Source organism: uncultured Winogradskyella sp. (genome assembly GCF_947495255.1).
Classification (GTDB): Bacteria; Bacteroidota; Bacteroidia; order Flavobacteriales; family Flavobacteriaceae; genus Winogradskyella.
The window spans coordinates 156,243-170,097 of record NZ_CANLYI010000009.1; the positions used below are offsets into that span (position 1 = coordinate 156,243).

The 13,855-nt window shown below is 32.8% G+C and carries 10 protein-coding genes; 4 read left to right on the top strand and 6 right to left on the bottom strand.

Annotated elements, in window-relative coordinates; all coding sequences use genetic code 11:
- Positions 1 to 46 precede the first annotated feature (46 nt).
- Together Q0807_RS15660 and Q0807_RS15665 are read left to right on the top strand one after the other, a co-directional pair.
- The gene (locus tag Q0807_RS15660; RefSeq protein ID WP_299111466.1) at positions 47 to 1,921 is read left to right on the top strand and encodes a DUF294 nucleotidyltransferase-like domain-containing protein; all 1,875 of its coding nucleotides are present in this window, start codon (positions 47 to 49) and stop codon (positions 1,919 to 1,921) included.
- 1 nt (position 1,922) lies between these two features.
- Complete coding sequence (locus Q0807_RS15665; protein WP_299111468.1) at positions 1,923 to 2,585, top strand: PolC-type DNA polymerase III; 663 nt, start codon at positions 1,923 to 1,925, stop codon at positions 2,583 to 2,585.
- A 74-nt stretch (positions 2,586 to 2,659) separates the two neighbouring features.
- On the opposite strand, the gene Q0807_RS15670 is transcribed toward Q0807_RS15665, so the two are convergent.
- Together Q0807_RS15670 and aceB are read right to left on the bottom strand one after the other, a co-directional pair.
- Entirely contained in the window at positions 2,660 to 4,291 is a 1,632-nt protein-coding gene (locus tag Q0807_RS15670; RefSeq protein WP_299111470.1) for an isocitrate lyase, read from the bottom strand.
- Between the two features lie 83 nt (positions 4,292 to 4,374).
- Positions 4,375 to 5,973 (bottom strand): malate synthase A, encoded by a 1,599-nt coding sequence (gene aceB / locus Q0807_RS15675; protein ID WP_299111472.1) that lies wholly within the window; start codon positions 5,971 to 5,973, stop codon positions 4,375 to 4,377.
- A gap of 121 nt (positions 5,974 to 6,094) precedes the next feature.
- On the opposite strand from aceB, the gene Q0807_RS15680 reads away from it, so the two are divergent.
- Complete coding sequence (locus tag Q0807_RS15680; RefSeq protein ID WP_299111474.1) at positions 6,095 to 7,573, top strand: helix-turn-helix domain-containing protein; 1,479 nt, start codon at positions 6,095 to 6,097, stop codon at positions 7,571 to 7,573.
- Here the strand turns inward: Q0807_RS15680 and Q0807_RS15685 are convergent, their stop codons facing one another.
- Entirely contained in the window at positions 7,574 to 8,230 is a 657-nt protein-coding gene (locus Q0807_RS15685; RefSeq protein ID WP_299111475.1) for an HAD family phosphatase, read from the bottom strand.
- Positions 8,231 to 8,354: 124 nt separating this feature from the next.
- On the opposite strand from Q0807_RS15685, the gene Q0807_RS15690 reads away from it, so the two are divergent.
- The gene (locus Q0807_RS15690) at positions 8,355 to 8,522 is read left to right on the top strand and encodes a hypothetical protein (protein ID WP_299111476.1); all 168 of its coding nucleotides are present in this window, start codon (positions 8,355 to 8,357) and stop codon (positions 8,520 to 8,522) included.
- Between the two features lie 14 nt (positions 8,523 to 8,536).
- Here Q0807_RS15690 and Q0807_RS15695 read toward each other — a convergent pair whose 3' ends face one another.
- The 3 genes from Q0807_RS15695 to acs form a co-directional block, all read right to left on the bottom strand.
- Positions 8,537 to 10,261, bottom strand: a complete 1,725-nt coding sequence (locus Q0807_RS15695; RefSeq protein WP_299111478.1) for a cytochrome c peroxidase — start codon at positions 10,259 to 10,261, stop codon at positions 8,537 to 8,539.
- 64 nt (positions 10,262 to 10,325) lie between these two features.
- Positions 10,326 to 11,783 carry an alkaline phosphatase PhoX gene (locus Q0807_RS15700; protein WP_299111480.1) on the bottom strand — a complete coding sequence of 486 codons (1,458 nt, stop codon included), beginning with the start codon at positions 11,781 to 11,783 and terminating at the stop codon, positions 10,326 to 10,328.
- Between the two features lie 139 nt (positions 11,784 to 11,922).
- The gene (gene acs, locus Q0807_RS15705) at positions 11,923 to 13,830 is read right to left on the bottom strand and encodes an acetate--CoA ligase (protein ID WP_299111483.1); all 1,908 of its coding nucleotides are present in this window, start codon (positions 13,828 to 13,830) and stop codon (positions 11,923 to 11,925) included.
- Positions 13,831 to 13,855 lie beyond the last annotated feature (25 nt).

Consider the following 13,855-nt stretch of genomic DNA (forward strand, 5'->3'; position numbering starts at 1 on the left):
GATAAAATTGATATTTAATAATTCATTTTTTAACTAACTTGCTAGAATGAACACTATTGCAGAGCGCATATATGATTTTTTAAAAGATTTTCCTCCTTTTAATATGTTAGACAGAAATCAGCTATTCTCTATTTCCGAAGCCGTAGAAGTTGGGTATTTTGAAAAAGACCAAGCTTTATTTAAAATTGACCAACCAATAGAGAATCACTTCTACGTGGTTAAAAATGGTGCCATAGGATTATATACTGACCAAGGAATTATTGTTGATGAATGTGATGAAGGTGATATTTTTGGACTAAGAGCTTTACTTAGAAAAGACAATTATATTTTAGATGCTATTGCCATAGAAGAAAGTATTGTGTATTCAATTTCTTCAGAATTATTAGAGGAAAATATTACCACGAATTCCGAGGCCAGTCGGTTTTTAATGACAAGTTTTATATCTAATACCAAACAATTAGAATCTGATACCTCAACTATAACATCTTCTGAGTTTACGAATCTTCAGTCTATTGATTATTCTAAAAATCCGGTGACATGTACTATTGATACCACAATACAATCTGCTGCCCAAACTATGACAGAGAAACGTATAGGTTCAATAATTATTGAAAAAGACGCTAAACCTATCGGAATTATAACAGATAAGGATTTACGCATAAAGATTGCGACAGGTCGCTTTTCAATTTCAGAATCAGTTTCTAAAATTATGTCGTCACCTGTAATCACCTATCCAGAAAACACCACTGTAGCCGAAGCACAAATTGCGATGCTGAAACATCAAATAACCCATTTATGTATTACGGAAGATGGCACAGCTAATTCTAAATTAACAGGCATTTTATCTGAACACGATATTATTGTTTTAAGAGAAAATAGTGCTTCCTCTTTAGTCAAAGAAATTAAGCGTAGTAAAGACATTCTGCAATTAAGAGACATTAGAGCGCAGGCAGAAAAATTATTAAAACGGTATTTAGAACAAGATTTACCAATAGAGTTTGCGGCTAAATTAATCTCAACAATTAACGATGTTATTACTCAAAAAATAATAGACTCAGCGATAATACAACAAGGCACTAATCCTCCAACAGAATTTGCTTGGTTAGCTATTGGAAGTCAAGGCAGACAAGAGCAATTGTTAATGACAGACCAAGATAATGCTTTAGTTTACGAAGATGTTTCTGACGATAAAAAAGAAGCGACTAAAACATATTTTTTAAACTTAGCAAAGCAAATTAATAACGACCTAGAAACGGTTGGGTTTGAATTATGTCCTGCTGATATGATGGGAAGCAATCCTAAATGGTGTTTATCGGTTTCAGAATGGAATCTTCAGTTTAATAGATGGATAACAATGCCAGACCAAGACAACTTAATGCTCTGTACCATTTTCTTCGATTTTGAACATGTTTATGGCAGTAAAACACTAATTGAGAAACTGTCTCAAAGTATTTTTAAGAGTATTGAAGACCATGATATATTTTTAACCTACTTAGGACGAAATGCATTGCAAAACCCACCACCTTTAAGTTTCTTTAGACAGTTTTTAGTTGAAGAAAGTGGTGAGCATAAAAATCAATTCGATATTAAAGCACGTTCTATGATGCCTTTGGTAGATGCTGCACGATTACTTATTCTATCGCACAACATTAAATCAATAAACAATACTGTAGAACGTTTTAAAAAATTAGTAGAATTAGAACCTCAGAACAAAGACATTTATTTATTCTGCATAGAGGCGTACAAAGACTTGCTGTGGTTTAGAACCGAACAAGGTTTGCATAATTCTGATTCCGGAAGATTCATTGATGTACAATCGCTAAGTAAACTAAATAGATTAAAACTTAAACGCAGCTTTAAGGCTGTAAAACTTGTACAAGAACTTATTCAGACTAGATTTAAACTTTCTCAATTAATGTAATATGAGCTGGTTTAAACGCAAAACGTATCCTGAATTCTGGCACAATTATGTGGCTCATTTTAAAAAGAGCAAACACCATAAATTAAAAGATATTCGGTTTATCGTATTTGATACTGAAACTACAGGTCTCAACACAAAAGAAGACCGTATTTTATCTATTGGTTGCGTTGGAATAGAAAATTTTAAAATCAAAATTGCTGACCAATTAGAATCTTACGTAATACAAGAGCATTTTAATGCAGATACCGTAAAAATTCATGGTTTACTAAAAGAAGGAACATTGTCTAAACTTGAAGAAGAGGAAGCAATTATTCAATTTTTAGATTTTGTAAAGGATGCTGTTTTAGTGGCTCATCATGCTGCTTTTGATGTTACTATGATTAATAATGCTTTAAAACGAATGCAACTGCCTAAACTTAAAAATAAAGTATTAGACACAGGACATCTATTTCAAAAAACAAAATTAGATACCACTAAAGAACATTTTTGTTTAGATGAACTATCTAAGCGATTTAACATTCCTTTGCACGACAGACATACAGCTTCTGGTGATGCCTATATCACAGCCATTTTATTTTTAAAACTCCTTGCTATTTTAAATAAAAATGGTGATTTAACTTTAAAAGACTTGTTGCGCTCTCATAAAAGAATTGGCTTGTTATAAAAAAGACACACTCCCTAAAGAGTGTGCCTTGACCTAACTAATTTAAAATAAATAATTCAGATTTATTTTACCGTTTAAGCAACAATGCTTAGTTTTTTATTTGCTTTTGATTTGTTAGAATCTGAGCCAAACTGATTAGACGTATTATTTTCTCCTCCTGCTTTTAGAGCTTTTTCACCTGCAAAGAATGTTTTATGGTCATCACCTAAATCAGAACCTGCCATTCTTTGATGTTTTACACAAGACACATTTTTTCTAATCTCTTGTCGTTGCACACCTTTTACATAAGCCAACATACCTTCTTCTCCAAAATAACCTTCGGTTAAATCATTCATATGTAACGCTGTTGTATGATAGGTTGGTAATGTAATTAAGTGATGAAAAATACCAGCTTCTCTCGCGCCATCCATTTGGAAGGTCTTAATTTTCTCATCTGCTCTATGGCATAATTCTGAATGGTCATATTGCGCATCCATTAAATTATTTCTATCGTAAGCCGTCATGTTTTCACCTTCTGCAAGCATTTCATCGAATACTTGATTACGGAAATTCAAAGTCCAGTTGAAAGATGGTGAATTATTGTAAACCAATTTTGCATTTGGTACCACTTCTCTAATTCTGTTAACCATGTGTGCAATTTGTTTCACGTTTGGCGTAGGTGTTTCTATCCATAATAAATCTGCACCATTTTGAAGACTTGTTACACAATCTAAAACTACACGGTCAATATTTGAGCCGTCTTTAAACTTATACAACCCATTAGCTAATCTTATAGGACGTACTAATTTACCATCGCGCTTTAATAAAACATCGTCTTGCTTTGCATCTTCAATGGCAACTTCTTCTGCATCTACAAAAGCTAAATATTGAGACGCTAAATCACCAGGCTCTTGGCTTACAGGTAATTTTTGAGTTAAGCCTGCACCTTCAGAATCTGTTCTTGCTACTATAATTCCGTCTTCTATGCCTAATTCTAAAAACGCATAACGCACTGCATTTAATTTAGCCACAAAATCTTCATGAGGAACCGTTACTTTTCCATCCTGATGTCCGCATTGTTTGGCATCCGAAACCTGATTTTCAATTTGAATAGCACAAGCACCTGCTTGAATCATCTTTTTAGCCAGTAAATATGTTGCTTCCTCATTACCAAAACCAGCATCTATATCTGCGATGATTGGAACGATATGCGTTTCAAAATTATCTATGTCATCCTGAACATCTTCTCCATTTTCTAATCTTCGAAATAAATCATTTAGCTCAATCGCATCTGCCTGACGTAAGAAATCATAAATTTCTGCAATAAGTCCAGAAACAGCCGTTTTCTCATGCATTGACTGGTCTGGTAATGGTCCAAATTCTGAACGTAATGCTGCAACCATCCAACCAGAAAGGTATAAATAACGTTTACTTGTTGTTTTGTGGTGTTTCTTCACTGCAATCATTTTTTGCTGCGCCACAAAACCATGCCAGCAACCTAAAGATTGTGTGTAATTTGATGAATCTGCATCATAGGCTGCCATATCTTCTCTCATAATAGCAGCAGTGTATTTTGCGATATCCAAACCTGTTTTAAATTGGTTTTGAGCCACCATTCTGGCAGCACTTTCAGGATTAATGGCATTCCAAGTTTGTCCGTACTTTGCTTTAAGATTTCTTACGGTTTCTAATGCAGAACGATAGTTACTTTGTCCTAAATTTTTCATAATTTTGTTTTTGATTATTAAGTTTATTCCAAATTTTGATAATTACGTCTCGTAATCTATTCCAGTAGTTACGAGACATTTTTTTATATTAATTGATATGCTGAAAGTGTTAAAAACTCTTCGAACTCTGTTTGTGTTACTAATCTTTTGAAAAGTGAAATAGCTTCAGAAAATTTGGTGTTTTTAATTTTCCCCTCTCCTACTTCTTTTATTATTTTTTCAACTTCATCATCAAACAATTCATCAAATAAAGTTTTATTAAAAACTCGACCATCTTCTAAAATCACTTCGTTTTTTAACCATTGCCAAACTTGTGTTCTCGATATTTCTGCCGTTGCAGCATCTTCCATTAAGTTGTAAAGTGCCACTGCACCATAACCTCTTAACCAAGCTTCGAGATAAAGAATACCAACATTGATATTTTTTCTTACACCAGCTTCTGTAATTGTTCCTTTTGGTATTTCTACTAAATCTGCTTCAGTAACCACAACATCTTCACGCTTCTTAAAAATCTGATTTGGTGTTGGCATATATTTATCAAATTCCTGCATTGCCACTTCAACTAAAGCTGGATGCGCCACCCAAGTACCATCATGCCCATTTTTAGCTTCACGTTCTTTATCTACTCTTACTTTTTCGAGCGCGGCTTTATTAGCTTCAGGATTATTTTTAATAGGAATTTGTGCTGCCATTCCTCCCATGGCATGGATTCCTCTTTTATGGCATCGCTGTATTACAAGATTAGAATAAGCGGCCATAAATGGTGTTGCCATAGTCACTTGGTCTCTATTTGGTACTACGAAACCTCTATGATTTCTAAACTTTTTGATGTATGAAAAAATGTAATCCCAACGTCCGCAGTTTAAACCTACAATATGGTCTTTAAGTTCATAGATATATTCGTCTAATTGAAAACTTGCCGTTATCGTTTCTATTAATAACGTAGCTTTAAATGTTCCGTTTGGTATTTGTAAATAATTCTGAGCAAATTCAAAAACGTCGTTCCACCAGCGCGCTTCTAAGTAATGTTCTAATTTTGGCAGATAGAAATACGGTGCAGAACAACTCTCCATTAATGCTACACTATTGTGGAAAACATACAATCCAAAATCGAATAAACTCCCAGACATTTCTTCGCCATTTACTAGTACATGACGTTCATTTAGGTGCAAACCTCTTGGCCTTACAATAAGGACAGCTGTTTCATCATTAAGTTTATAATGCTTCCCTCTTGAATTATCAACTAACTCAATGGTTTTTAAATTAGCATCAATTAAGTTTTGCTGCCCTTCTAAAGTGTTCTTCCAACTCGGTGCATTGCTATCTTCAAAATCTGCCATAAATGTTTTGGCACCAGAATTTAAGGCATTGATGACCATTTTACGGTCTACAGGACCTGTAATCTCTACGCGACGATCTAATAAATCATCAGGAATTGAAGCTGCTGTCCAATCAGATTCTCTTATAGATTTTGTTTCAATAGGAAACGATGGAAAACCGCCTTTATCGAAGTCGCATTGTTGCTGCTCTCTTCTTTTTAATAAAGACAAACGAGAAGCATTAAATTTTTCTTGTAATACTGTAAGAAACTCTAGAGCGTCTTCAGTTAAAAGTTCTGGGTAGAAATTAGTCACCTCTGGTGCGAATTTCATTTTTTGTTGTGTTGTTACTGAAATTTCCATGCTGTAGTTTTATTTGATGAAGCAATGTTACAACCTATTTTTCATAAAAACAAGCGAACGTTCGCTAAATATTTAAATTCGCTAATTATGCAAGTTCGCAAATTATAGTATATTTGCTATTATGGAACAAGATTATATTAAATTAATATTTGGATTAAAACTTAAGCAAATCCGTACAGACAAAGGACTTTCGCTATTTGGATTGTCTAAATTATCTGGACTTTCAAAATCGTATTTAAACGAAATTGAAAAAGGAAAAAAATATCCTAAGCCAGATAAAATTGCTGCATTATCCGAACATTTAGATGTTCCATACGATGAAATGGTGTCTTTAAAGCTAGATAAAAACCTCGCTCCTATTGGTGAGATATTACAATCTAAACTTCTAAAAGAGATTCCGTTAGAGCTATTTGGAATCCAAGAAAGTACAATGATTGATATTATCTCTAATGCGCCAGCAAAGGTGACAGCATTTATTAGTACTATTATTGAAATCGCAAAGAACTACAACTTTAGTAAAGAGAGTTTTTACCTAGCTTCTGTTAGGTCTTTTCAGGAAGCCAACAACAATTATTTTGATGACTTAGAACAAGCGGTTTTAAAATTTTCAAAAACCTACCAAGTAGACCTCACCAAACCTTTAAAGTCTGTTGAACTCGAAGAAATCCTTATTGAAGAATACGGTTATACAATAAACACTACCGAATTAACATCGCATACAGAATTAGATAATTTACGTTCCGTATTTGTTCCTAAAACCAAAACACTCCTACTAGCCAGACATATTGATGATGCACAAAAAACATTTATATACGCTAAAGAAATTGCTTATAATTATTTAGAAATTAGCGAACGCCTTTATACTTTCTCTTGGATAAAATTTGAGAATTTTGACCAAGTGTTAAATAACTTTTATGCATCTTATTTTGCAGGTGCTTTAATTATACCAAGAGCGAGTTTGGTTGCTGATTTGAAAGATTTATTTTCAAAAAAATCATTTAAAGCTAAAGATTTTGAACGTATAATTAGTAATTACAATGCTTCTCCAGAATCTATTTATCAAAGATTAACCAACATCTTAACCAAGGATTTTAACCTTAAAAGCTTATTCTTTTTAAGATTTTCGCATCAAAAAGGTTCTAATCACTTTAAATTAAATAAAGAATTACATTTATCTAAACAGCAGTCACCTCATGCTAATGAAACTAATCAACACTATTGCAGACGTTGGGTGTCTTTAAAAGTGCTAGAGCAAATTAGTAAGAGCAACAAACCTCATGAGTTTGATATACAGATTTCTAATTATCCAAATGAAGACAAAAGCTACTTAATATTTTCTTCAGCGACAGCCGATCCTTTTGTCGCTAATAGCTATAGAAGTGTAAATATTGGAATTCAAATTAATAGTCAACTAAAACGGAAAATTGCCTTTGCTGAGAGCGAATCAATTCCTAAAACACAAGTTGGCGTCACATGTGAGCGTTGCGTAATTAGTGATTGTGAAGTTAGACAAGCACAACCAATTAGCATTATTTCGGCTCAAAAGGATGCTAAAATTGCAGATGTTGTAAATAAAATTCAGGAAAAATACAGCAAATAACTACGAGATAATATTTACAATTTTAGAATAACTAATTTCTTCAAAACTAGAAACGACCTTATTCGCTAAGGTGTAATCTTGACCAGAAGAATGTTTACTTTTAAAACCTGTGCAAAAAATTCCGGCTGAATGTGCTGCCTTTATACCATTGGTAGAATCTTCAATAACCATACATTCCGATTTTTTAAAACCTGTAAATTCTGCAGCTTTTAAAAAGATTTCTGGATGTGGTTTGGATTTCTCTAAATCAGCACCACTAAATTTAGCACTGAAATATTGATTTAAATCAAAATGCTCAAAAATTTGATGAATTCCAGGCATTGATGCAGATGATGCTACAACTAAAGTAACGTTATTGGCATGGTAATCTTTTATTCTATCTAAAACACCATCTATTAATTGCAAATCTCCATTTTCAAAGAAAATTTTATAATGCTTGCGCTTTAGGCTCACTAAGTACTCTGGTGTATCATTTAAATTAAAATGGTCTACTAATCGTTTGCAAATATTTATAGTTGACTGACCAGTAAAGGATTCGTACAAATGACTATCTACTTCAATGTTTACGTCGCTAAACATTTGATGATACGCTTTACGATGTAACGGTTCAGTGTCTACAATAACACCATCCATATCAAATAATACTGCTTTTAGCATAAATAATTTTAATTTATTGCGAAGATAAAAAAGTAAATGGCATTGCAGAACAGAAGAGCTAACAATGCCATTAAGTTTATATTAAATTATGCTTAGTTTTGCTATTCATAAATATTTAAAAAAAATGGCAAAAAAAGGACGTGAAAAAAACACAATAAATAAAGCCAAGCATAGCAAATTAATTGCTCAGAAGAAGAACAAACAAAAATCTAAATCTGATGATAGAAAAGCACGACTTAAAGCTATCGTTGATTTAGCTAAGGCTAAAAAAGCTAATGAATCTTCAGACTAAAAAGTCCACTAATATTATTTATCATCACTTAGACAATTCATAAAATTAATAATATCCTTTACTTGGTTCTCAGTTAAATTAAGTGAATCGGTTGGCAATGTTTGATGCTCTAATGAAATTCCCAATCCACTGCCTCCTCCATTATTATAAAACTCCATTACTTCTTCTAAAGTTTTATAAACACCATTATGCATATAAGGCGATGTTAAAGCAATGTTCCTGATAGTAGGTGTTTTAAAAAAATGTTTTCTTGATTCTGTTTTAAACAAATTATACCGTCCCAAATCTGTATCTATTAGCGAATCCTGTGATATATCTAAAGGTACTCCAATAGATTCTAATTCTGTTTCTGAAAAATTTGGAGGTACAGTTCCATTAAATATAGGCGCAAAATGACATGTAGCGCATTTTGCTGTTCCCATAAAAAGATTAAACCCATTTATTTCACTTTCAGAAAGTGTGTTTTCAAGATTATTAATGTTTTTATCGAATTTAGAATTGAATTGATTCAAACTTCTTACATAAGTAGCAATGGCATTCCTAATGTTGTTTTGATTTATGTTAGCTTTATAAATATTTTGAAATTTTGACGCGTAATTAGAATCACTTTCAACAGCTTTCTTCATGGTTTCTAAATCACTATGAAATTCATTAGCATTTTTAACAACTGCAGCAACTTGACCTTCTAAACTTCCTGCTCTACCATCATGAAAAAAACTTTTTTGTAATGACGAGTAAGTTAGAGTTGGCGTATTTCTAAATTGTTTAGGAAATGCTTTTAATCCATCTGTAAAAGCCTTGTCATTATGATGACAAGTCGCACAACTCATGTCAGTATTAACTGATAGATTTTTGTCATTAAACAAAGCTTTTCCTAAGGCTATTTTCTCTTCATTGTAACTTGTTTTATCTATATGATCTGAAAAATAAATAATATTAAAAGTACTTTTAGAAAACAAAGATGTTGCATCATTGTTTAAAGCTAGCTCCAGAGGAAACTGAATATTCCAATCTTCTTTTGTATTCACCAAAAGTTCTAATTGCTTATGTGTATGGTTTTTTATAAATTTATACCTATCAAATGAAGCAAAATCATGATTTAAATCTGCAATAGTTTTATCTAATTCTATTAACCAATTATTGTATAAATCTTCTCTTTTAAAATTTGATTTATAAATAGATACAATTTCTTTTAACTCTTTATAAACGATTATTGCCTCTTTAAGTGACCGTTCCAAAACTGGAGAATCAAAACCAGTAATACCAGTTAAAGCTACACGAGCAATTTCGTCCCGTAACAACCAAAGAACATGGTACTCTTTTAATTTTAACTTTGTATTAGCTCTAATTAATTTCAACCGACTTATCGTTCGGTTTACATTTCTATTTATTTCATCTTTAGTAACCTCATTATCATGTAATTGTTCTTCTAAAACCTGAAAACCAAACGGACTGCTCTCTTTAATATCAGTAGCATCTTCCTCTTCAACCTTTAAAATATTTGGTTGATTTAGTGACTTAAAATTATGCTTATCTACAAAAGCCAATAATGGTTCTGTTTTCTTAAAGTAATCTCTAGAAACTAAATAGAACTTAAGTTGATCATTCACCTTTTTAGCTAATAAAATACTATATAAATTTTCTATAGTTGAGTCTAAACCTATAACATATCTTTCTTCTAATAATTCTAAATTAGAAACGGACTTGTATTCTTTTTCAGGTTTACATGCTGTTATCATTATAAGCAAAAAACACATGTTTATCACATGTGTTTTTTGTAAAAATATCTTAACTCTATACATACTATCTATCTAAACCTTGAACAATATGTAAGACACTACCCTCTTGGTTTGGAGCGGTTACAGGATCTAAAGCATTTGGATCCGTAAAGGCAACATTATCCCAACCGTGATTTTGAGTAATTAGTAAAAACGTATCATCAATACCAACTGTATCTGAAATATCTATCATACCTGTTAGCTCCCATACTGAATTCGCAGAGCCTACACCGTTTGATAACGCAGTATCTTGATCACACTCTAAAACTGTTTTTAAAGTACCTGTATTCAAATTATATTGATACAATCTTGCATAATGCGTTTTCTCAGCCGTGTCAAAATATCCATTTGGATCTTCTTGAATGTATGCATAATTTTCTGTTACAACAATATTATCTGGACTATGGAACATTTTCGCAGCACCAGTTAGATTATCACCATCTAAAACACAAGTAATAGTACCAGCACCTGTTGGGTCGTTTTCATTTAAAGTTACTTTATAAACTCTACCGTAAACTGTACCTTCTCCAATTAAACCATCTTTTTGACGTCCTGTAACACAGAAATATATTTCTCTATTGCTTGCCGCAGAACCTCGTCTCCAATCAATGTCCTCTAACCTAGAAAAACCCATTACACCTTTAGTCTTTGCTTCTGCATCTAGCAAATCGATTTGAGTTTCTTCTAGTTCAACAAAATCAACATTATATGTTTGTCCTTCTGCCATATCCATTTCATAAATAATAGACGCATCGGTAACACGTAAGCCATATAAATTTCCACCGTTTAAATCGCCTTGGCTTCCAACATACATACCTAATTGGCCTGAAGGAATTTCATTGTCAGAGTGATCATCACCTATAAACGCAACTGTTTTACCTGCATATGCATCTTTACCTATAACAACAGCATTCTCAGTAGACCATTGCCCAAAAGAATTTAGCATTGTTGCAGAAGACGCAGAAGATGCATCTTTATAAGGATCTGTTATAAACACACCTTTTGAAGATCCTCCCCATTCACCTCCAGATAAATACATTGGCCCAAAGCCATGCTCATCTAAGGTAATTAACGAACCAGAACATTGAGCCGTATAAGCTGTAGCATCAGCATTTAAAATATATTCCCCTTTAACTGGACGAAAAGTCTCATCTAATGTCATACGCGCTATAGAAAAATCACCTTCTATATTATTAATTAACGTGAAGGTATCATCACTATTCTTTAAAAGACCTGCACCATCAGCCAATGATCCATAAACAAATGCTGGTGATTCATCCAGAACATCTTCAGAAGACAATAACGAATAAATATTAACATCAGAGAATTCTGGTTCCAATTTTAAATAATTTGCAGTTACGGAATGAGATTCTAATGCTACCAGATTTTGCTGAGCAACTCCAGAATCATTATCATCATCTTTACACGCCGTAAAAGCCAATACAGACAAACTAACTAAGCTTAATTTTTTTAATACTTTCATTTTATATGGTTGATTAATTATAATGCAAACTAACAACACATATATTACTTAAAGATTACTGACATCTTATATAATTATGAAAGAAAGGTTAAAAATATTAAGCAAAAGTTAACCTTTAAAATTAGAACCGAAAAATTTCCTAAAGTACATTATCCATTATATCTTGTACAACTTCTGGATTCAGTAATGTACTTGTATCTCCTAAATTTGAAGTGTCTTTTCCTGCTATTTTACGCAAAATTCGACGCATAATTTTTCCACTTCTCGTTTTAGGCAAACCTTCTGTAAATTGTATTTTATCTAATTTAGCAATAGGTCCTATTTGTTCTGTAATGATTTGATTGATTTCTCTTCGCAAATTATCATGATCCCTACTTTCACCCGTTTCTTTTAAAGTCACGTAACCATATAATGCATTTCCTTTAACATCGTGTGGGAAACCAACAATTGCACTTTCTGATACTGCTGGATGCTCATTAATAGCATCTTCAATTGGTGCTGTACCAAGATTATGACCAGAAACAATAATAACATCATCTACACGACCTGTAATTCTATAATATCCAACCTCATCACGTAAGGCACCATCTCCTGTAAAATACATATTCTCATAGGCTGAGAAATAAGTATCTTTATAACGTTGGTGATTTCCCCAAATAGTTCTTGCCATACTTGGCCAAGGAAATTTTATACATAAACGTCCATCCACTTGATTTCCTTTTATTTCTTGACCATGCTCATCCATTAATGCAGGCTGAATACCAATAAACGGAAGTGTTGCATACGTTGGCTTTGTAGGAGTTGCAAAAGCAATTGGCGTTATCATAATTCCACCAGTTTCTGTTTGCCACCATGTATCTACAATTGGTGCTTTTTTCTTTCCTACGTTATCATCGTACCAATGCCAAGCCTCTTCGTTAATTGGCTCACCAACGGTTCCTAATACTTTTATTGATGATAAATCGTGCTTTTCTAAGTGCTCTACACCTTCTTTTGCTAACGCTCTAATAGCAGTTGGTGCTGTATAAAACTGATTAACTTTATGTTTTTCTACAATTTCCCAAAAGCGTCCAAAATCTGGGTAACTTGGTACACCTTCAAACATTACTGTGGTTGCTCCATTACATAATGGGCCGTAAACAATGTAACTATGACCTGTAATCCAACCTATATCAGCCGTACACCAATACACATCTTTTTCTCTGTATTGAAAAACATTTTTAAACGTATATGCTGAATACACCATATAACCAGCTGTTGTATGCACCATTCCTTTTGGCTTACCTGTAGAGCCTGAAGTATATAGAATGAATAAAGGATCTTCAGCATCCATAATTTCTGGCTCACAATCGTGATAAGCTTCATCTAACAAAGGCTGCAACCATTGATCACGACCTTCTTTCATGTATATATCTGAATTAATTCGGTTGACAACGAGCACATTCTTTACACCTTCACATTCTTCTAAAGCTTCGTCTACAATGCATTTTAAATCTATAGTTTTTGCACCACGATAAGAACCATCAGAGGTAATTACCATTTTACAATCACTATCATTAATTCTTGTTGCTAACGCTGTAGATGAAAAGCCTGCAAAAACCACAGAATGTATTGCTCCTATTCTAGCACAAGCTAATAAAGATATTGCTAATTCAGGAATCATTGGTAAGTATATACAAACACGATCTCCTTTTTTAACACCTTTTTCTTTTAAAACATTTGCAAATTTACAAACACGTTCATGCAATTCTCTATACGTTATATGTTGCGCTTGCTCATCTGGACTATTAGGTTCAAAAATAATAGCTGTTTTATCACCTCTAGTATACAAATGTCTATCTATACAGTTTTCTGTGATATTGAGTTTTGCGCCTTCAAACCACTTAACTTCTGGTTTTTTAAAATCCCAACTTAATACATTGTCCCATTTTTGTCGCCACATAAAGTGCTCTTCTGCAATTTCCTCCCAAAAGTTTTCAGGATTCCTGACGGATTTACGATATACTTGATAATATTCTTCTAAGTGTTTTATGTGATAATTACTCATAATATGATTAGTTTAATTTTTTTAG

What these genes read in the sequence shown, in the direction of transcription:
- Q0807_RS15660 (WP_299111466.1), top strand. Translation starts at nt 47, where the DNA reads ATGAACACTATTGCAGAGCGCATATATGATTTTTTAAAAGATTTTCCT.
- Q0807_RS15665 (WP_299111468.1), top strand. Translation starts at nt 1,923, where the DNA reads ATGAGCTGGTTTAAACGCAAAACGTATCCTGAATTCTGGCACAATTAT.
- Q0807_RS15670 (WP_299111470.1), bottom strand. Translation starts at nt 4,291, where the DNA reads ATGAAAAATTTAGGACAAAGTAACTATCGTTCTGCATTAGAAACCGTA.
- aceB (WP_299111472.1), bottom strand. Translation starts at nt 5,973, where the DNA reads ATGGAAATTTCAGTAACAACACAACAAAAAATGAAATTCGCACCAGAG.
- Q0807_RS15680 (WP_299111474.1), top strand. Translation starts at nt 6,095, where the DNA reads ATGGAACAAGATTATATTAAATTAATATTTGGATTAAAACTTAAGCAA.
- Q0807_RS15685 (WP_299111475.1), bottom strand. Translation starts at nt 8,230, where the DNA reads ATGCTAAAAGCAGTATTATTTGATATGGATGGTGTTATTGTAGACACT.
- Q0807_RS15690 (WP_299111476.1), top strand. Translation starts at nt 8,355, where the DNA reads ATGGCAAAAAAAGGACGTGAAAAAAACACAATAAATAAAGCCAAGCAT.
- Q0807_RS15695 (WP_299111478.1), bottom strand. Translation starts at nt 10,261, where the DNA reads ATGATAACAGCATGTAAACCTGAAAAAGAATACAAGTCCGTTTCTAAT.
- Q0807_RS15700 (WP_299111480.1), bottom strand. Translation starts at nt 11,783, where the DNA reads ATGAAAGTATTAAAAAAATTAAGCTTAGTTAGTTTGTCTGTATTGGCT.
- acs (WP_299111483.1), bottom strand. Translation starts at nt 13,830, where the DNA reads ATGAGTAATTATCACATAAAACACTTAGAAGAATATTATCAAGTATAT.